Consider the following 17,987-nt stretch of genomic DNA (forward strand, 5'->3'; position numbering starts at 1 on the left):
AAAATCGTGTGAACGCTCCCACGTCCACGATGCGACCATCGGGCGAGATCGCTCGGCTGCAGTGCTGAGCGCGGTGCCTCAGAGGCGGATCTCTGCGACGACCTCGCCGTACTCGGTCTCGTCGACCGGGGTGAAGCCGACGCGACGGAAGAAGGCCTCCGGGCCTCCGTCGCCTGCCTCGTAGATGACGTTGACGTGATCGAAGCCGCGCGTGCGCGCTTCGTCGATGAGCCCGGTGACCGCGAAACGGCCCACGCCCTTGCCCTGGTCGTCGGCGTCGACGTTGATGCGCCACAGCACCGATCGGAAGTGCGACTGCGCGGCGTCCTCGTCGAAGTTCGCGCTGACGAACCCGACGACCTCGTCGCCGTCGAGCACGACGCGCTGCCAGGCGGTCGCGGGATTCACGACGGCGCCCGCGACCGCATAGCTCGTCGGAGCGAGGAACTGCTCCTGGCCGGGCTTCAGGGACATCGTGTTGACCGCAACGATCGTGTCGGCGGACAGTTCGACCAAACGCAGCTCCGTCATGCGGCCAGGGTACCCGGCGGAGGCGTCGATGTGCACGCGTATCCGCGGTCCGCGGGGGTCACTGCGGAAGTATCTCGACATCGAGACAGTTGGCGCCCGTGCGATAGGCTGATCGCGATTCCCCGAACGTTCACAACGGAGAGACGACACGTGCCTGAGTCGACCATCATCTACACCTATACGGACGAGGCTCCGGCCCTCGCCACCGCTTCGTTCCTCCCCATCGTCCAGGCCGTCGCCGGGCAGGCCGGGGTCGAGATCGAGACGCGCGACATCTCCCTCGGCGGCCGCATCCTCGCGGCGTTCCCGCAGAATCTGACCGACGAGCAGCAGGTCGGCGACGCGCTCGCCGAGCTCGGCGGTCTCGCGACCCTCGCCGAGGCCAACATCATCAAGCTGCCGAACATCTCGGCGTCCATCCCGCAGCTCAAGGCGGCCATCGCCGAACTGCAGTCGCAGGGGTACGACATCCCCGCCTACCCGGACGAGCCGACCTCCGTCGAGGAGAAGGACATCCGCGCCCGGTACGACCGCATCAAGGGTTCCGCCGTGAACCCCGTGCTGCGCGAGGGCAACAGCGACCGCCGTGCGCCGCTGTCGGTGAAGAACTACGCCCGCAAGCACCCGCACCGCAACAAGCCGTTCGCTGACGGGTCGAAGACCCGCGTCGCGACCATGGGCCACGATGACTTCAAGTCGAACGAGAAGAGCTGGGTCGCCGCTCACGACGACGTGCTCACCATCCGTCACATCGCCGAGGACGGCACCGAGAAGGTCCTCAAGGACGGCCTGAAGGTCCTGCCGCGCGAGATCATCGACGCGACGTTCCTCTCTGCTGCCGCTCTCGACGCGTTCCTCGCCGAAACGCTGGAGATGGCGAAGTCGGACGACGTGCTCTACTCCGTCCACCTCAAGGCGACGATGATGAAGGTCAGCGACCCGATCATCTTCGGCCACGTCGTGAAGGCCTTCTTCGCCGATGTCTTCGCCCGCTACGGCGACGCGCTCGCCGAGGCGGGGCTGACGCCGAACAACGGCCTCGGCTCGATCCTCTCGGGGCTGACGGACGTCGCGAACGGCGACGAGATCGCCGCCGCGTTCACCGCTGCCATGGAGTCCGGCCCCCGTCTGTCGTACACCAACAGCGACAAGGGCATCACGAACCTGCACGTTCCCTCGGACGTCATCGTCGACGCGTCCATGCCCGCGCTCGTCCGCAACGGCGGCAAGCTGTGGGGCGTCGACGGCGGCGAGGAGGACACCCTCGCGGTCATCCCCGACTCGTCCTACGCCGGCGTCTACCAGGCCGTCATCGACGACGTCATCGCGAACGGTCCGCTCGACCCGACCACGATCGGCACCGTCCCGAACGTCGGCCTGATGGCCCAGGCCGCCGAGGAGTACGGCAGCCACGACAAGACGTTCGAGATCGCCGCTCCCGGAGTCGTCCAGATCACCGACTCGCAGGGGACCGTGCTCATCGAGCACACCGTCGGCACCGGTGACATCTGGCGCGCGACGCAGACCAAGCACATCGCGGTCATGGACTGGGTGAAGCTCGCCGTCACGCGCGCCCGCGCCACCGGCTCGCCTGCCGTGTTCTGGCTCGACCTGAACCGTGCGCACGACGCTCAGCTCATCGCCAAGGTGCACCAGGCGCTCGCCCTGCTCGACACCACCGGCGTGCAGATCACGATCCTCGCCCCCGAGGAGGCCACCCGCTACACGCTCGCGCGCATGCGTCACGGCCTCGACACCATCTCGGTCACCGGCAACGTGCTCCGCGACTACCTGACCGACCTGTTCCCGATCCTCGAGGTCGGCACGAGCGCCAAGATGCTCTCGATCGTCCCGCTGCTCGCGGGCGGCGGGCTCTTCGAGACCGGTGCGGGCGGCTCTGCTCCCAAGCACGTGCAGCAGCTCGTCGAGGAGAACTACCTCCGCTGGGACTCGCTGGGTGAGTTCTTCGCCCTCGCGGCGTCGTTCGAGCACCTCGCCGACTTCACCGACAACCCCAAGGCGAAGATCCTCGCCGACACGCTCGACGCCGCGACCGGCACGTTCCTCGAGGACGACAAGTCGCCCGGTCGCGCCCTCGGGACGATCGACAACCGCGGCAGCCACTTCTACCTCGCCACCTACTGGGCGCAGGAGCTGGCAGGTCAGACCGCCGACGCGGACCTCGCGGCGGCGTTCGCGCCGGTCGCCGAGGCGCTCGTGTCGAACGAGGACGCGATCGTCGCAGAGCTCCTCGCCGTGCAGGGTTCGCCGGCCGAGATCGGTGGCTACTACCGTCCCGACACCGCGCTGGTTGCCGCCATCATGCGCCCCTCGCAGACCCTGAACGCGATCATCGACGGGATCTGATCCCGTCCGACGAACGATGAAGGCCGGATGCCCCGTGGCATCCGGCCTTCATCGTTCGCGCGGTCTGCGGGTCAGGCGTGGATCCAGACGTCGCCGCCGTCGGGCAGCCAGTCGTAGAGCTGCTTCGCGAGGGCGGGGGGCATGTTGACGCAGCCGGCGCTCATCTGGTTGCCGAAGTTGTTGTGCCAGTAGGCGCCGTGGAAGGCCTGGTTGCCGTTGAAGTACATGACCCACGGCACATCGGGCTGGGTGTACTTCGAGCCCGTGTCGCGCGAGGTGCCCTTCATGTCCTGGAGCGGCGTGCGCCATCCGATGGAGTAGTGCCCGGTGTAGGTGATGGCGCCGTCGCGGCCGCTCGAGATCAGCCAGGTGTCGATCACCTTGCCGTTCTCCTTCAGGTACAGGCGCTGCTCGCCGAGGTCGACCTCGGCGAGGCGCACCGTGGTGACGGTCTCGCGCGGGGTGACATCGACCGGCAGTGCGTAGGCGGCGTCGCCGCCGGCGAGCTGCTCTGCGAAGTCGCGGGCGACGCCGGCGGTGTCGCCGAGGACGCGACCGTCCTGCCCCTCGACGACGGTCGCGAGCGTGGTGCCGGCCTCGCTCTCGAGCACTTCGGCGGTCACCGCGTCCTGGTTCACCTTCGCGGCGAGCCCATCGACGGTGGACTGGATCGCGGCGGCATCCGCGGTGATCGTGAACGCACCGGACTCGTCGGTGCCGACGGTTATCCACGACGCGAGCCGATCGGCTGAGACCTCCACGACGCGCTCACTGCCGGCATAGAACCCCGCCTCGGCGATCATCTCGGCGAGTGTGGCCGCGGTGGCGTCGGCCATCTCGGTCGAGGTCGCCGCGGCGACCGGCTCGGTGCTCGGTTCGACGGTGACGGCACTCGCACCGTCGGCGAGTCCAGCCTCGATGGCGTTCCGGACGGCCTCGAGGTCGATGCCGGCCCCGTCCACGGCGGGGGACACCTCGTAGCCGGCGTCGCCGAAGGAGATCGAAGCGGGAGTGGGGTCGGTGAAGAGGTCGGGCAACGCGGCACGCAGCGACTCCGTCGCGCGATCGGTGTCGAGTGTCACGGCACCCGCGTCGACCTGGCCGAACCAGCTGGTCACGTTCCACATCGGGCTCCGGGCGAACGCCGCGTCGGCGAGTGCGACCGCGTCGACGGACGCACCGAGGTCGGCGCCCGTGACTGTCGGGCCGCCGTCGCCCAGCGTGATCGTCATGCCGGACAGATGTGATGCGATGGTGGATGCCGCGACGCCGGGCGTCTGCCAACCGACCTGGGCGCCCGCCGCGGCGGTGCCGGGGGCGATCAGCACGAGCGAAGCCGCGACCGCGCCGGCGGTGACGATGCCGACGGGGATGCCGATCTTCCAGCCGAGGTGGCGGCGCTTCGGGGCCGGCTCGGCTGGTGCCCAGCGAACGTCGGGCGCGTCGGCGGCGGGCGCGTCGTCCGCGCCGGAACGTGTGATGAGGTCGGACATGTGCTCCCCCGAGGTGTGTCCAGCCGCGTTCGGAGACCCGGGCGCGTACTGCAAATGGTACGCGACCGGGGCTGAGAGGTCGCCTGTGTGTACTCCGGAGTCGGAGATCCGCGTCAGGTGCCGCAGGAGTCCTGGAACGCGGTGCTCGCGCTACGGATCTCGTCCGTCGCGTTTCCGAGCCCTGCGAGGCCGGAGATGTCGCCGTCCGCAGCGGCCGTCACGCCGTCGCGTAGGTCGGTGAACCCCTCGTGCAGGCGCGCGACGGTTGCGGCGAGTTCCGCGTTGTCGATGGCGTCCTGCGCGACGGCGAGGCTGTCGACGACGTCACCGAGCGCGGCGCCGGCGCGGGCTGGGTCGGATGGATCGATCTCGCCGAAGGCCGACATCGCGGCATCCACTTCGGCTCGTACGATTGCGCACGCGTCCGTGAGCGACTGGCTCCCCGCGTCGCGGGTGGGAGTCGGCCCGGCGGCGCAGCCCGCCACGACGATCGCCGTGGCTGCGGACACGGCGGCGAACCGGAGTGGTCGGAGGGTCGTGCTGCGACGGGCGGCCATGTCATCTCCTCTCGGCACGGTCTTCAAGCCTGCCACGGACGATGACCGCGAACCGTACACTGGCGTCGTCGCGGAACCGTCGCTGCAGGAGGGCGCACCACATATGGCCGAGATCGTCATCGTCGAAACCCCGGCAGCTGCGGGCGCCCTGATCGCCGACGAGATCGCCCGGCGGATCGCGGCCGACCCCGAGACCGTGCTCGGGCTCGCGACGGGCTCGACGCCGCTGCCGGTGTACGAGGCGCTGCCCGCGCGGCTGGCCGGCCTCGATGTGTCGCGCGTGCGCGGGTTTGCGCTCGACGAATACGTCGGCATCGACCCCACGCACCCCGAGAGCTATCGGGCCGTGATCACCCGTGAGGTCGTCGAGCCGCTCGGCCTCGACCCCACCCGGGTGCACACGCCGAACGGCGCGCTCGCGACGATCGAGCACGCCGGTGAGGACTACGAGCGCGCGATCGCCGAGGCGGGCGGTATCGACCTGCAGATCCTCGGGATCGGCACGTCGGGGCACATCGGGTTCAACGAGCCCGGGTCGTCGTTCGCGTCGCGCACGCGGGTGAAGACCCTCGTCGAGCAGACCCGTCGCGACAACGCGCGGTTCTTCGACTCCATCGACGACGTGCCGATGCACTGCATCACACAGGGCCTCGGCACGATCCTCGAAGCCAGGCACCTCGTGCTGCTCGCGTTCGGCGCAGGCAAGGCGGCCGCAGTGGCACAGGCGGTCGAGGGACCGCTCACGTCGTCGCTGCCCGGGTCGGCGATCCAGTTGCACCCGCACGTGACCGTCGTCGTCGACGAGGCTGCGGCGTCGGAGCTCACCGGCGCCGGCTACTACCGGTACGCGTACGCCAACAAGCCGGACTGGCAGGGCATCTGACCTGTCTCAGTCGGCGGCCGTGAACACCTTGCCCGGATTGAGTACGCCGGCAGGATCGAAAACCGCTTTGATGCCGCGCTGCAGCGCCAGCTGATCGTCGCCCAGCTCGTCCGCGAGCCACCGACGCTTGAGGATGCCGATGCCGTGCTCGCCGGTCAGCGTGCCGCCGAGGCGCAGCGCGGCGCGGAACAGCTCATCGGCCGCCGCCCAGACGTGCGCCGGCACCTCGGGGCCGTCGAACACGAAGTTCGGGTGCAGGTTCCCGTCGCCGGCGTGGCAGACCGTCGGGATGGTGAGACCGGATGCCGCCTCGATGCGGGCGATCTCGTCGAACATCCGGGGGAGGGCACTCCGGGGGACCGACACATCCTCGATCAGCGTCGTACCGAGCCGCTCCATCGCGGGGTGCATCGAGCGGCGGATCCGCCACAGCAGCGCGGCCTCGGCGTCATCGGCCGCCAGCCGGACCGTCCCGCCTGCGGCGGTGAGGAGCTCGGCGATCTCTGCCTGCGCGGCGGCTGCGTCGGCGCCGTCGGTCTGCACCGTCAACTGCGCCGCGCCGGGCTCGGGTGCCGGGAGCGACAGCAGGTCGTGGACGGCGGCGAGGCTCGCGGCATCCATCAGTTCCATGATCGCCGGCTGCACGCCCGATGCGGTGACGGATGCCGCGGCGCGCGCGGCCGCGCGGACGTCGGCGAACGTGGCGGTGAGCGTGCGGGTCTCGCCGGGCACGAGTCGGCGGAGCTTGAGGGTGGCGCCGACGACGACCCCGAGGGTGCCCTCGGACCCGATCATGAGCGCGGTCAGGTCGTAGCCGGTCACCCCTTTCACGCTGCGGTGCCCGACCGAGATCAGTCGCCCGTCGGCGAGGACCACGTCGAGTGCGAGGACCGCATCACGGACGACGCCGTACTTCGCGCAGAGCAGGCCGCCGGCACCGGTCGCGATGTTGCCGCCGACGGTGGAGATCTCGCGGCTCGCCGGGTCGGGTGCCCACCAGAGGCCGTGCTCGGCGAGCTGTGTGTTCAGAGACGCGTTGAGGATGCCGGGTTCGACGACGGCGAGCAGATCGTCGGGGCGCACATCGAGGATGCGATCCATGCCTCGCAGCGACAGTGCGATCTCGCCGGGACCGGTGTTCGCACCGCCCGCGAGTCCCGTACCGGCGCCCCGGACGACCACGGGCGTGCCGGTCGCGGACGCGATCCGCATCGTGGCCTGGACGTCGGCGACGGTGGCCGCGTGGACGACTGCGAGGCCGGCGCCGGTCGAGCGATGGCCGGACTTGTCGGCGCGGGCGTCCTCGAGCGCTGCGGGGGTGATGTCGACCCGGTCGCCGAGTTCGGCGCGCAGCAGGTCGACGACCGCGCTCATGCCAGCCGCCGCCGACCCGTCAGGACGCCGACAGTGACGGCCACCACGCCGAAGATCAGGCCGATCCACGCCTGGCCGGCGCTCCACCACACAATCGTCGCGGCGACGTAGATCAGCAGTTCGACGAGGCTCCGCACGAACGGGTGGACGCGCAGCACCGCGCGCGGCGAGACCACGAGGCCCCAGAGGACGAGGGCGCCGATCGGGGCCGCGATGCCCACGACGATATTCCAGGGGAGCTCCCACGCGGTGAAGCCCCAGAACGCGAGGGTCGCCACCGCGAACAGTGCACACACGAAGCTGAGCACATCGAGCGCCGACAGCGGTGCACGGGTCCCCGCTGGCAGCGGTGCGGCGGGCTGCTCAGGGCGGACGACGGGGAGATCGGACATCCTTCGATTCTACGGCGCACGGCAGGTAACGAATTTGTCAAGACCGTTCGCAAATCCTGGTGAGTGCTTGTTCGATGCAGCGGATGCCGGGCACCCGGCCGCCCGCGCGCTGCGGGCCGATGTCGTGCGCGGGGTCGCGGGGGCGGTGCAACTGCTCGTCCTCAGTACGGACGTCGACGCCGTCGTCCTGGGCGGCGGCGTGGCCCACCTCGGGGACCGGCTGCTGACGCCGGGTCTCGTGGGCTGACCGGCTCGTGGGCTGACGTGCTGGTGGGCTGAACGGCCTGGGCCGCTCACGCCCTGACCGCCGTCAGACGGTGCCGCTCCAGACTCGCTGCACCGTGAGGTCGGCGCTCAGCAGGACGGCGTCCGCGACGGCGCCGACGGCGAGGCTGCCGAACTCCGGGCGACCGATCGCGCGCGCGGGCGTGCGGGTGAGGGCGGTGACCGCCTCGGGCAGCGGGACACCGGCGGCGACCGCGACGCGGAGGGCTGCATCCTGCGTGAGCGTGGAGCCGGCGATCGTGCCGTCCGTGAGGCGAGCCGTGCCGTCCGCGACCGTGACCGGGAGCGCGCCGAGGATGTACTCGCCGTCCGCCGCTGCCGCTGCCGCCATCGCGTCGGTGACGAGCGCGATCCGGTCCGGCGCGGCCGCTGCGATGAGGCGGATGACGGTGGGGTGGAGGTGCACGCCGTCGGCGATCACCTCGAGCGTCACGCGCTCGTCGGCGAGGGCAGCGGCGACGGGTCCCGGCATCCGGTGATGGAGTCCGGGCATCGCGTTGAAGGCGTGGGTGAGGATCGTCGCGCCGGCGTCGAAGGCGCGCTGCGTCGTGTCGACGTCGGCAGCGGTGTGCCCGACGGCGACGGCGGTGCCTGCGCCGGTGAACCGCGCGATCGCGTCGAGCGCACCGGGGAGCTCCGGCGCGATCGTGATCTGCACGAGCGAGCCGGATGCCGCCGCCATGAGCCGGTTCACGAGGTCGGCGGTCGGCGCGGCGAACAGCTCGGCGTCGTGCGCACCGCGATGGCCGGCGTCGAGGAAGGGACCTTCGAGGTGCGACCCGAGGATGGACGCGTCGTCGCGGGTCAACTCCGCGATCTGCGCGAGGCGCGATCCGAGGTCGGACATCGACGCCGTCACCAGCGAGATGACAGCGCGAGTCGTGCCGTGGGCAAGGTGCGCGCGCCGCGCGGCGAGGATCGCATCGGTGCCGTCGTCGTAGGCGGCACCGCCGCCGCCGTGTCCGTGGATGTCGACGAACCCGGGGGTGAGGAACGCGCCTGCGGCGTCGATCACGTCGTCGGCGGGGGTCCAGTCGTTGCCGACACCGACGGCCGTGACCCGGCCGGCTTCGACCCTGATCCACCCGTCGGGGGTCTCACGTCCGCCATCTACGAGCCGCGCGGAGTGAATGACGCGAGTCAGGTGGTCCACACGATCTCCTCCGACGCCGGGAAGCGGATGCCGGCGCTCGTCCACAGCGCGCCGAGTCCGCCGACCCGCGCGCGGAACGAGTCCCACGTCCGATCCGGAAGCGTACCGGTCGCGGGCGACCATGCCGCCTCCGCGGCGGCCGCGATGCGAGGGAACACGAGCGCGTCGATGTCAGCCAGGTCGGTGACGGTCTCGGTCCACAGTGGTGCCTCGACACCGAAGATGTCGGCGTCGGTGATGCCGGCGATGACGTCGGACGGCTCCCACCGGTAGGCGCGCTCGACGCTCGTCGGCCCGTTGGCCCACGTCAGGCCGAGGCGGGCGTCGGCGGTCGGCTTCATGTCGAGGTAGATCGCGTCGGCGGGGGAGAGGACGAGGCGCCCGCCGTTCGCGACGAACGCGCGGGCGCGCTCGTCCGAGCCGACCGTCGGCATGATGAAGTTCCAGTACTGGCCGATTGTGCCGGGGGCGAGGCCAGGAGCTGCACCGGCCTCGTGCCACGCGATCGGCGTCTTGCCGAGCGCCGCGATCTCGTGTGAGACCTCCGCCACGAAGTCGGCGAAGTCCGCGGGGTCGGTGCCGAGCGCCTCGTCGCCGCCGAAGTGCAGATAGGGGCCCGGGGTCAGCGTCGCGACCTCGGTGAACACGTCGCGGACGAACGTCGTGGCGGCGGCATCCCGCGTCCGCAGCGAGGAGAAGCCGACCGCCATCCCGGTGTACGGCGTGCCGTGCTCGGGGAGTCCGCCGCCGTACGCGGCGGCGACGTCGCGGATGTGGTCGCTCAACACGGGCTGCGCCGTGATCTCCGGGTAGGCGAGGGTGACCGCGTGCGTGTGGCCGGGCATGTCGAACTCCGGCACGACGGTCATGTGGCGGGATGCCGCGTACGCGACGATCTCGCCGTACTGCTCCTGCGTGTAGAAGCCTCCGGCAGCGCCGCCCGCGGCGGTCTGCGATGCCCGCGCGGTGAGCTCGGGCCGCGAGTGGAGTTCGAGCCGCCAGCCCTGGTCGTCTGAGAGGTGCAGGTGCAGGTGGTTGTACTTCAGCGAGGCTGCGCGGTCGATGAATGCCCTCACCGTCGTGACGTCGAAGAAGTGCCGGGCGACGTCGAGCATGACGCCGCGGTAGGCGAAGCGGGGCTCGTCGGCGATCTCGACGGACGGCACCCGCCAACCGTCGGCATCGCCCTGCACGAGCTGGATCAGGGTGTGGACGCCGTAGGACAGGCCAGCGGCATCGCCGGAGAGTCGGATGCCGCCGTTGCCGACGTCGAGCCGGTACGACTCCGGCGCTGCGGTGTCGTCGAGCCGGAGGTCGACGGTGCCGACGGAGCCGATCGGCACGCGGATGCCGGTGCGCTGCTCGAGCAGCGACTGCAGGAGGACCGCTGTGTCCGCGTCACCGCTGATGGTGGTGGCCGCGTCGATCCGGACGTCGGGATTGGGCCGTTCGATGACGTGCGCGGGGAGCGGGACGAGGGGGAGGGGCATCACGGGCCCACCGTTCTGTAAGGAATCCTGACAAAAGCGATCCGACCAGCGTAGCAACGTGGCATCCGATATGCTCGCACTGTCGCGACTGGCGTTGAGGTGGGCCACCACCGGGGAGCGACCGACACGGCATTCGACCGCACGCCTGGGCCGATGCGAGATTCCATCCCGAAAGCCGTCGTCAGGAGATCACTGTGACCGATTCGCTGTTCAACGCACCCCTTTCCGAGGTCGACCCCGAGATCGCGGAGGTGCTCGAGCGTGAGCTGAACCGCCAGCGCGGGTTCCTCGAGATGATCGCCTCCGAGAACTTCGTTCCCGTCTCGGTGCTGCAGTCGCAGGGCTCCGTCCTCACCAACAAGTACGCCGAGGGCTACCCCGGTCGTCGCTACTACGGCGGCTGCGAAGAGGTCGACGTCGCCGAGGAGCTCGCGATCTCCCGCGCGAAGGCCCTCTTCGGCGCCGAGTTCGCCAACGTCCAGCCGCACTCCGGCGCGTCGGCCAACGCCGCCGTCCTCCACGCGATCGCCCGCCCCGGCGACACCCTGCTCGGCCTGTCGCTCGACCACGGCGGCCACCTGACCCACGGCATGAAGATCAACTTCTCGGGCCGCCTGTACAACATCGTCGCGTACGGCGTCGACGCCGAGACCTCGACGATCGACATGGACGAGGTCCGTCGCCTCGCGATCGAGCACCAGCCGAAGGTCATCATCGCCGGCTGGTCGGCGTACCCCCGTCAGCTCGACTTCGCCGCGTTCCGTGCGATCGCCGACGAGGTCGGTGCACTCCTCTGGGTCGACATGGCGCACTTCGCCGGTCTTGTCGCCGCTGGCCTGCACCCGTCCCCGGTGCCGCACGCGCACGTCGTCAGCTCGACGGTCCACAAGACCATCGGCGGCCCGCGTTCGGGCTTCATCCTCACCAACGACGCCGACCTCGCGAAGAAGATCAACACCGCCGTCTTCCCCGGCCAGCAGGGCGGCCCGCTCATGCACGTGATCGCCGCGAAGGCGACCGCGTTCAAGCTCGCGGCATCCGAGGCGTTCAAGGAACGTCAGCAGCGGACCGTGTCGGGTGCGGCGATCCTCGCCGACCGCCTCTCGCAGCAGGACGTGAAGGATGCCGGCATCGCGGTGCGCTCGGGCGGTACCGACGTGCACCTCGTGCTCGTGGACCTCCGCGACGCCGCGATCGACGGCAAGCAGGCCGAAGACCTGCTGCACGAGATCCGGATCACGGTCAACCGCAACGCGGTCCCGAACGACCCGCGCCCGCCGATGGTCACCTCGGGTCTGCGCATCGGCACGCCGGCGCTCGCGACCCGTGGCTTCGGCGACGCCGAGTTCACCGAGGTCGCCGACGTCATCGCCCTGGCTCTGCAGCCCGGCGCCGACCTCGAGGCGCTCCGCGCGCGCGTCGCGACGCTCGCCGACGCGTTCCCGCTGTACCCGGGCCTGCAGCAGTAACCCCGCGACGGGTGCTGGATCGCGAGACTGCACCGGGCGTGTCGAGACCGTCGCAAGCACGCGCGGTCTCGACGACGCAGATGCAGTCTCGCGGGACCCGCCTCAGAGAGAAGGAACGACATGACGGCTCAGAAGCTCGACGGCGTCGCGACGGCGGCGGCGATCAAGGATGAACTGCGGGTGCGCGTCGCGGCGCTCGCCGAGCGCGGGATCGTTCCCGGGCTCGGCACGCTGCTGGTCGGCGACGACCCGGCATCCCGCTCGTACGTCACCGGCAAGCACCGCGACTGCGCCGAGGTCGGTGTCGCGTCGATCTCGGTCGAACTGCCGGCGACCGCGACGCAGGAGGAGATCGCGGATGCCGTGCGCGGCATGAACGCCGACCCTGCCGTGACCGGGTTCATCGTGCAACTGCCGCTGCCGAAGGGCGTCGACGAGAACGCGATCCTCGAACTCGTCGACCCCGCGAAGGATGCCGACGGCCTACACCCGACGAACCTCGGCCGCCTCGTGCTGGGCGTCGACCCGCGCACCGCGGTCGCAGCGCCCCTACCGTGCACGCCCGCCGGCATCATCGAGCTGCTCACGCGCCACGGGGTCGAGATCGCCGGCAAGCACGTGACGGTGATCGGTCGCGGCATCACCGTGGGGCGCCCGCTCGGGCTGCTGCTGACCCGCAAGGGCACCGATGCCACCGTCACCCTCACCCACTCCCGCACGCCGGATCTGGCCGCCGAGGTGTCGCGCGCTGACATCGTCGTGGCCGCCGTCGGTCAGCCGCACCTCGTGCAGTCCGAGTGGATCAAGCCCGGTGCCGCCGTGCTCGACGTCGGCGTGACCCGCGTCGGCACGACCGAGTCCGGCAAGGCGAAGCTCGCCGGCGATGTCGACCCCGCCGTCGCAGAGGTCGCCGGGTGGCTGTCGCCGAACCCTGGCGGCGTCGGCCCGATGACCCGCGCCCTGCTGGTGGCGAACGTCGTCGAGACTGCCGAGCGCCTCGCCGGCTGAGCATCGCTGCGGCGCGAATGAACCGGACGAGTACTCGTTCATTCGCGCCGAACTGCGCGTCGGGCCCGTGCGGGCAGCACTTCGGCGCGAACGAACCGGGGCAGGCGCCCGCTCAGCGTGCGCCGACGGCGGCGGTGCCGGGGGTTGAGGTGGATGCCGGCGGTGCAGTGCGCGCCGGTCGGGCGCCGTCGCGGGCGCCGAGGCGCGCGACCTGGTCGATCCAGCCTCGCCGACGGCGCTCGTCGCCGAGGCGGATCGGGCTCAGCCGCGTGATGCCGAGGGCGCGGATGCCGCAGTACCGGAACGTCGCGCGGGTCAGTGCGGCTTCTGCTGCGCCGCGGTACACGAGGCGATTCCACCAGCGTGGCGAGTCCATCGTCATGACCATGCGTCCGGTGCGTCCCGTGAGCATTTGTTCGGAGATGGCACTGCCCTCGCGGTAGCGGAACGCCGCGCCCGAGAGGAACACGCGGTCGATGAACGCCTTCAGCGCGGCGGGCGCGGTTCCCCACCACTGCGGATGGAAGACCGCGATGTGTTCAGCCCACCGCACGTCGTCGAGGTAGCGGGCGACGTCGGGGTCGAGCGGGAGGTCGGCGTCGCTGCGCGGTGCACGCAACGGGTCGCGGCTGCGCGGGTGGTCTGGGATCGGATCGGTCGCGAGGTCGATCACCCGCACGTCAGCGCCGGCGGACGCGGCGGCGGTCGCGTAGGCGCGGGCGAGCGCGTGGTTGTAGGTGTCTGGCAGTGGGGTGCCGATGATGACGAGGATCCGGTTGTTCATGCGCGTTGGCCCTTTTCGATCACGATGTCGGTGAGTGCGGACAGTTGGTTGTTGAGGGTCGTCGGTGAGACGGCGCCGGGTGCGGCGGTCACGCGCGGGTCGGTGAGCATCGCCGCGAAGTGCGCCTCGATCTCGCCGCCGGCATCGCGGACGAGCGTGATCGTCTGCTCGGACGGGGCGAGGATGATCTGGCGGCCCTGACCGGGGGATGCCGAGATCCAGCCGTCGCTGATCAGGTGGGGAAGGCGCTTGCTGACGGCCGCCTTCGTGATGCGCAGGCAGCGAGCGAGACCCGTGATGTCGATCGGCGCCTTCTCGACGAGCACGGCGAGCGTCTCGAAGAGATTGAACGAGATGCCGTGGTGGCGCTGCAGGTAGTCGTCGGCGTAGAGGTCGAGCTCGGCGACGAGTTCGTGGAGCGTGACGGTGATGCGGTCAGCCATGCCATGAGTAAACCAGTTGACTCGTGCTGAGTCAACAGGTTGACTTGCGCGAGGTCAGGCGGTGAAGCGGGCGAGGAACGCGCGGGTGCGCTCCTCACGCGGATGCCGCAGCACGGCCGACGGCGGACCCTGCTCGACGATCGTTCCGGCGTCGAGGAACACGACCCGGTCGGCGACGTCGCGGGCGAACGCCATCTCGTGCGTGGCCATGAGGATCGTCGCTCCTTCGGCGGCGAGATCGCGGACGAGCTCCAGCACCTCGCCGACGAGCTCGGGGTCGAGCGCCGAGGTGATCTCGTCGAGCAGCAGCACCTCGGGGTCGGTCGCGATCGCACGCGCGATCGCGACGCGCTGCTGCTGGCCGCCCGAGAGCCGGTCCGGATGCTCCTTCGCCTTGTCGGCGAGGCCGACCCTCGCCAGCAGCTCGACCGCGCGCGCCTCGGCCTGGCTACGCGGCATCCGATGGACGACTCGTGACGCCAGGGTGACGTTGTCGAGCACGGACAGGTGCGGGAAGAGGTTGAAGCTCTGGAACACCGCGCCCAGGCGCGCGCGGACGCGATTGCCGTCGACGCGCGGGTCAGAGATGTCTTCGTCGCCGAGGAAGATCTGCCCGTCGTCGATGGGCTCGAGCAGCCCGAGGCACCGCAGCAGCGTGGACTTGCCGGAGCCGCTCGCGCCGATGAGTGCGACCACTTCGTGCGCGGCCAGCGACAGGTCGACGCCGGCGAGCACCTCACGGTCGCCGAAGGACTTGCGGATGCCGCTGGCGCGGAGGAGCCCGTCGGTTTCGGTTGCAGGGCTCACAGGATCGATCCCGTCTGCTCGCGCTCGCGGAGCTTCGCGGTGTACCAGTCGGTCAGTCGGATCGTGGGGATCGCGAGGAGGACGAACAGGATGCCGGCGACGACGTACGGCGTGAAGTTGTAGGTCGTCGCGACGACGCCCTTCGCGCGCGCGATCGCGTCGAGCGCGGCGAGGATCGAGATGAGCCCGACGTCCTTCTGCATCGAGATGAAGTCGTTCATGAGGGGCGGCGTCATCTTGCGGAGCGCCTGCGGCAACACAACGCGGCGGAGGGTCTGCCAGTGGTTCAGCCCGAGCGCGCGGGCGGCGAGTCGCTGCGAGGGGTGCACCGACTCGATGCCGGCACGGATCACCTCGGCGACGTACGCCGAGTAGGTGAGCGTGATCGCGAGGACGCCGAGCACGATCTCGTCGATCCGCTGGTTCAGAATCGTCGGCAGACCGAAGCCGACGAGGTAGAGCACGATGATGAACGGCAGCCCGCGGAACAGGTCGGTGTATCCGGCCGCGAGCATCCGCACCGGGAAGAACACCGGGCCGCGGAGGGTCCGTAGCAGCGCGAGGGCGAGCGCCGCGGCGCCCACCGTGAAGACGGCGATGCCGAGCACCGTCAGGTTGATGAGGAACCCGTCCCACACCTTCGGCAGCGCCTCGAGCGCGATCTCGGGGTCGAAGAAGCTCGCCTGGACCTTCGCCCATCCCTCGGTGTTGATCACCGTCACCCAGACGATCGCCGCGAGGGCGAGGGTCGAGGCGATCGCGACGAGCACCGACCGGCGCTCGCGGCGCCGCCGGAACGCGCGGCGCTCGAGCTCGAGCGCGCTGGGGGGAATCGTGGTCACGGATCGACGCTAGCGCCCGCGCGGGGCGGCTGCGGTCACTGCAGCTGCGTGACGCCCTCGGTCAGACCCGACAGCCACTCCTCTTCGAGCTCGGCCAGTGTGCCGTCCTCGCGGAGGGTGTCGACGGCCGCGCTCACGGCGGGGGTCAGCGGCGAGTCCTTCGCGAGCAGGAGGCCCCACTCGTCCTCGATGCCGGCCTTCGGCAGTTCGCCGACGAAGAACGAGTTCTCGATGTAGAAGTTCACCGCGACGTACGCGGTGGGGGTGTCGAGCACGACGGCGTCGATCTGGCCGGCGCCGAGGGCGGCGGTGGCGTCTTCGTTCGAGTTGTAGAGCTTCGGCTCGATGCCGGCGTCGAGCGCCTCGAGGGTCAGCGCGCTGGTCGAGTTCGCCATCGCACCGATCGTGAGATCGGCGAGGCCGGCGATGTCGGTGACGCCCTCTGCCGCGCCGCCCTTGATGGCGACGATCGACTGGCTCGCCGCGTAGTACGGCGATGAGAAGTCGACGCCCTGCTTGCGCTCTTCGGTGATCGTGTACTGCTGCAGGTTCACGTCGAAGCTCTTCGGGCCCGGTGCGATGGCCGACTCGAAGCTCGTCCGCACCCACTCGACGTCCTCGGCGGCGAAGCCCAGTTCGGCGGCGACCGCGTATGCGACGGCGGCCTCGAAGCCCTCGCCCGACTCGGGGTCGTCGTTCAGGACGTACGGCTCGTATGCCGTCTCGCCGGTGGCGACCGTGAACTTGCCGGGCGTGACGTAGTCCTCGGCGACCGGCACACCGTCCTTCGGTTCCTGGGTCGGTGTGACCGTGGTGGGGGAGGTCGCGCATCCGGCGAGCAGGAGCGCGGCTGCTGCGACGCCGGCGAAGAGCGTGGTGCGCAGGGCGGGACGACGGGACATGCGGGCCTCCGGGTTCGGGTGCCGCCGCAGCTGTGGGCGGGCACGCTTATTCTCACCTGTCGCCCGGACCGGAGCCGCCGCCGGGGTCGCTTTGTTACAGGGTCGACACGTGGACCGTGTCGGCCGGGGCGGGAAGGATGCCGGTGTGGACATCTCCCGCATCCGAGACGGGCGCCTGCGTGCGCAGCTGCTGACCGCGCCCGCCGCAGACGTCGTCGCCGCGGCATCCCACCTCCTCGCGACCCAGGCGCAGGACTTCTGGGCCGGACGCTGGGCGCTCGGCGTGCGGTCCGCGGGCGATCCGGTGCTCTCGCAGGTCGATGCGGCGTTCGCGAGTGGCGAGCTCGTACGCAGCTGGACCCAGCGCGGCACCGTGCACATCGTTCCCGCGTGTGACCTGCCGTGGATCCTCGCGGTCACCGGGGCGCGGCAGCAGCGGGCGGCCGCCGGGGTGCTGCGTGGGTGGGGCATTGGCGACGACGATCTCGCCGCGGCCGAACGTGCGGTGCGGCCGGCGCTGGCCGGCGGCAATCGGCTCACCCGGAGCGAGTTCGCCGAGGTGATCGCGGCGACCGGCGTCGACCCGTCGTCGTCCCGCGGCAACCACGTGCTGACGGCGCTCGCGATCCGCGGTGTCCTGGCGCTCGGCGAGGTCGTGCCGCGCGACGGGATCACGCGCGACCAGTACCTCGTCTCGCTCGACGGCCTCGCGAGCCCGGCCCTCGTCGCCGACCCGCTCGTCGAGCTCTGGGTGCGCTACATCCGTGCGCACGGTCCGGCGTCGCCCGCCGACTTCTCGTGGTGGGCGGGGCTGCCGTTGCGCGACGCGCAGGTGGCCGCGTCGGCGGCGGATCCGCGGGTCGCGGCATCTGACGAGACGAGGTATTCGGCGACGGATGCCGCGCCGGCGGTCGACTCGCCGGCCCGGACGCACCACGCGCTCGCCGGCTGGGACGAGTACTTCCTCTCCTACGCCGACCGCACGCTGTCGTGCGATCCCGGCGACCTGGCCGCCGTCGGTCCGACGCAGAACGGGCTCGTCCGCCCCATCCTCGTGGCAGACGGCATCGTCCGCGGCACCTGGTCGTACTCGACGGCCGTCGGGAAGACCCGGCATCCGCCGGTGGTCACACTCTTCGAAGGCGCGGGCGACGCTGCCGGGTTCGACGCGGCACTCCGCCGCGTAGTGACGTTCACCGCGGGGTGA

18 protein-coding genes and 1 riboswitch are annotated in these 17,987 nt (G+C 70.7%); of the genes, 6 read left to right on the forward strand and 12 right to left on the reverse strand.

Annotated features, from left to right (window positions below; genetic code table 11):
- Positions 1 to 78: 78 nt before the first annotated feature.
- Positions 79 to 531, reverse strand: a complete 453-nt coding sequence (locus tag QNI14_RS00095) for a GNAT family N-acetyltransferase (protein ID WP_283714153.1) — start codon at positions 529 to 531, stop codon at positions 79 to 81.
- A gap of 150 nt (positions 532 to 681) precedes the next feature.
- Between QNI14_RS00095 and QNI14_RS00100 the strand changes: the two genes are divergently transcribed.
- Positions 682 to 2,898 (forward strand): NADP-dependent isocitrate dehydrogenase, encoded by a 2,217-nt coding sequence (locus QNI14_RS00100; RefSeq protein ID WP_283714154.1) that lies wholly within the window; start codon positions 682 to 684, stop codon positions 2,896 to 2,898.
- A gap of 71 nt (positions 2,899 to 2,969) precedes the next feature.
- On the opposite strand, the gene QNI14_RS00105 is transcribed toward QNI14_RS00100, so the two are convergent.
- Both QNI14_RS00105 and QNI14_RS00110 read right to left on the reverse strand, forming a co-directional pair.
- The gene (locus tag QNI14_RS00105) at positions 2,970 to 4,391 is read right to left on the reverse strand and encodes a L,D-transpeptidase family protein (RefSeq protein ID WP_283714155.1); all 1,422 of its coding nucleotides are present in this window, start codon (positions 4,389 to 4,391) and stop codon (positions 2,970 to 2,972) included.
- 113 nt (positions 4,392 to 4,504) lie between these two features.
- Positions 4,505 to 4,948 carry a hypothetical protein gene (locus QNI14_RS00110; RefSeq protein ID WP_283714156.1) on the reverse strand — a complete coding sequence of 148 codons (444 nt, stop codon included), beginning with the start codon at positions 4,946 to 4,948 and terminating at the stop codon, positions 4,505 to 4,507.
- A gap of 103 nt (positions 4,949 to 5,051) precedes the next feature.
- Between QNI14_RS00110 and QNI14_RS00115 the strand changes: the two genes are divergently transcribed.
- Positions 5,052 to 5,831 (forward strand): glucosamine-6-phosphate deaminase, encoded by a 780-nt coding sequence (locus tag QNI14_RS00115; RefSeq protein WP_283714842.1) that lies wholly within the window; start codon positions 5,052 to 5,054, stop codon positions 5,829 to 5,831.
- Positions 5,832 to 5,837: 6 nt separating this feature from the next.
- On the opposite strand, the gene QNI14_RS00120 is transcribed toward QNI14_RS00115, so the two are convergent.
- A complete protein-coding gene (locus QNI14_RS00120) occupies positions 5,838 to 7,205 on the reverse strand; it encodes an FAD-binding oxidoreductase (protein ID WP_283714157.1) in 1,368 nt (455 codons plus the stop codon).
- Positions 7,202 to 7,597: a YrdB family protein gene (locus tag QNI14_RS00125; protein ID WP_283714158.1), complete on the reverse strand. Its 396-nt coding sequence runs from the start codon at positions 7,595 to 7,597 to the stop codon at positions 7,202 to 7,204. The genes QNI14_RS00120 and QNI14_RS00125 overlap by 4 nt, the downstream gene beginning before the upstream one ends.
- Positions 7,598 to 7,664: 67 nt before the next feature.
- On the opposite strand from QNI14_RS00125, the gene QNI14_RS00130 reads away from it, so the two are divergent.
- Positions 7,665 to 7,844 carry a hypothetical protein gene (locus QNI14_RS00130; protein WP_283714159.1) on the forward strand — a complete coding sequence of 60 codons (180 nt, stop codon included), beginning with the start codon at positions 7,665 to 7,667 and terminating at the stop codon, positions 7,842 to 7,844.
- Between the two features lie 63 nt (positions 7,845 to 7,907).
- On the opposite strand, the gene nagA is transcribed toward QNI14_RS00130, so the two are convergent.
- Both nagA and QNI14_RS00140 read right to left on the reverse strand, forming a co-directional pair.
- Positions 7,908 to 9,035 (reverse strand): N-acetylglucosamine-6-phosphate deacetylase, encoded by a 1,128-nt coding sequence (gene nagA / locus QNI14_RS00135; protein ID WP_283714160.1) that lies wholly within the window; start codon positions 9,033 to 9,035, stop codon positions 7,908 to 7,910.
- The gene (locus tag QNI14_RS00140; protein ID WP_283714843.1) at positions 9,023 to 10,525 is read right to left on the reverse strand and encodes a beta-N-acetylhexosaminidase; all 1,503 of its coding nucleotides are present in this window, start codon (positions 10,523 to 10,525) and stop codon (positions 9,023 to 9,025) included. The genes nagA and QNI14_RS00140 overlap by 13 nt, the downstream gene beginning before the upstream one ends.
- A gap of 74 nt (positions 10,526 to 10,599) precedes the next feature.
- A riboswitch (ZMP/ZTP riboswitch) is annotated at positions 10,600 to 10,683 on the forward strand.
- 36 nt (positions 10,684 to 10,719) lie between these two features.
- On the opposite strand from QNI14_RS00140, the gene glyA reads away from it, so the two are divergent.
- Together glyA and QNI14_RS00150 are read left to right on the forward strand one after the other, a co-directional pair.
- Positions 10,720 to 11,994, forward strand: coding sequence for a serine hydroxymethyltransferase (glyA, locus tag QNI14_RS00145; RefSeq protein ID WP_283714161.1), 1,275 nt, complete (start codon positions 10,720 to 10,722; stop codon positions 11,992 to 11,994).
- A 120-nt stretch (positions 11,995 to 12,114) separates the two neighbouring features.
- Positions 12,115 to 13,002 (forward strand): bifunctional methylenetetrahydrofolate dehydrogenase/methenyltetrahydrofolate cyclohydrolase, encoded by an 888-nt coding sequence (locus QNI14_RS00150; protein ID WP_283714162.1) that lies wholly within the window; start codon positions 12,115 to 12,117, stop codon positions 13,000 to 13,002.
- 112 nt (positions 13,003 to 13,114) lie between these two features.
- On the opposite strand, the gene QNI14_RS00155 is transcribed toward QNI14_RS00150, so the two are convergent.
- Genes QNI14_RS00155 through QNI14_RS00175 form a run of 5 tightly spaced genes read right to left on the reverse strand, consistent with a single transcriptional unit; the run spans position 13,115 to position 16,780 of the window.
- Positions 13,115 to 13,786 (reverse strand): NAD(P)H-dependent oxidoreductase, encoded by a 672-nt coding sequence (locus tag QNI14_RS00155; RefSeq protein WP_283714163.1) that lies wholly within the window; start codon positions 13,784 to 13,786, stop codon positions 13,115 to 13,117.
- Positions 13,783 to 14,229 carry a MarR family winged helix-turn-helix transcriptional regulator gene (locus tag QNI14_RS00160; protein ID WP_283714164.1) on the reverse strand — a complete coding sequence of 149 codons (447 nt, stop codon included), beginning with the start codon at positions 14,227 to 14,229 and terminating at the stop codon, positions 13,783 to 13,785. The genes QNI14_RS00155 and QNI14_RS00160 overlap by 4 nt, the downstream gene beginning before the upstream one ends.
- Positions 14,230 to 14,283: 54 nt before the next feature.
- A complete protein-coding gene (locus QNI14_RS00165; protein WP_283714165.1) occupies positions 14,284 to 15,036 on the reverse strand; it encodes an amino acid ABC transporter ATP-binding protein in 753 nt (250 codons plus the stop codon).
- Positions 15,033 to 15,878 carry an amino acid ABC transporter permease gene (locus QNI14_RS00170; RefSeq protein ID WP_283714166.1) on the reverse strand — a complete coding sequence of 282 codons (846 nt, stop codon included), beginning with the start codon at positions 15,876 to 15,878 and terminating at the stop codon, positions 15,033 to 15,035. The genes QNI14_RS00165 and QNI14_RS00170 overlap by 4 nt, the downstream gene beginning before the upstream one ends.
- A 35-nt stretch (positions 15,879 to 15,913) precedes the next feature.
- Positions 15,914 to 16,780, reverse strand: coding sequence for an ABC transporter substrate-binding protein (locus QNI14_RS00175; RefSeq protein WP_283714167.1), 867 nt, complete (start codon positions 16,778 to 16,780; stop codon positions 15,914 to 15,916).
- Positions 16,781 to 16,925: 145 nt separating this feature from the next.
- On the opposite strand from QNI14_RS00175, the gene QNI14_RS00180 reads away from it, so the two are divergent.
- The gene (locus tag QNI14_RS00180) at positions 16,926 to 17,987 is read left to right on the forward strand and encodes a winged helix DNA-binding domain-containing protein (protein ID WP_283714168.1); all 1,062 of its coding nucleotides are present in this window, start codon (positions 16,926 to 16,928) and stop codon (positions 17,985 to 17,987) included.

It is taken from the genome of Microbacterium dauci, from assembly GCF_030065535.1.
Classification (GTDB): domain Bacteria; phylum Actinomycetota; class Actinomycetes; order Actinomycetales; family Microbacteriaceae; genus Microbacterium; species Microbacterium dauci.

What these genes read in the sequence shown, in the direction of transcription:
- QNI14_RS00095 (WP_283714153.1), bottom strand. Translation starts at nt 531, where the DNA reads ATGACGGAGCTGCGTTTGGTCGAACTGTCCGCCGACACGATCGTTGCG.
- QNI14_RS00105 (WP_283714155.1), bottom strand. Translation starts at nt 4,391, where the DNA reads ATGTCCGACCTCATCACACGTTCCGGCGCGGACGACGCGCCCGCCGCC.
- QNI14_RS00110 (WP_283714156.1), bottom strand. Translation starts at nt 4,948, where the DNA reads ATGGCCGCCCGTCGCAGCACGACCCTCCGACCACTCCGGTTCGCCGCC.
- QNI14_RS00115 (WP_283714842.1), top strand. Translation starts at nt 5,052, where the DNA reads ATGGCCGAGATCGTCATCGTCGAAACCCCGGCAGCTGCGGGCGCCCTG.
- QNI14_RS00120 (WP_283714157.1), bottom strand. Translation starts at nt 7,205, where the DNA reads ATGAGCGCGGTCGTCGACCTGCTGCGCGCCGAACTCGGCGACCGGGTC.
- QNI14_RS00125 (WP_283714158.1), bottom strand. Translation starts at nt 7,597, where the DNA reads ATGTCCGATCTCCCCGTCGTCCGCCCTGAGCAGCCCGCCGCACCGCTG.
- QNI14_RS00140 (WP_283714843.1), bottom strand. Translation starts at nt 10,525, where the DNA reads ATGCCCCTCCCCCTCGTCCCGCTCCCCGCGCACGTCATCGAACGGCCC.
- QNI14_RS00150 (WP_283714162.1), top strand. Translation starts at nt 12,115, where the DNA reads ATGACGGCTCAGAAGCTCGACGGCGTCGCGACGGCGGCGGCGATCAAG.
- QNI14_RS00155 (WP_283714163.1), bottom strand. Translation starts at nt 13,786, where the DNA reads ATGAACAACCGGATCCTCGTCATCATCGGCACCCCACTGCCAGACACC.
- QNI14_RS00160 (WP_283714164.1), bottom strand. Translation starts at nt 14,229, where the DNA reads ATGGCTGACCGCATCACCGTCACGCTCCACGAACTCGTCGCCGAGCTC.
- QNI14_RS00175 (WP_283714167.1), bottom strand. Translation starts at nt 16,780, where the DNA reads ATGTCCCGTCGTCCCGCCCTGCGCACCACGCTCTTCGCCGGCGTCGCA.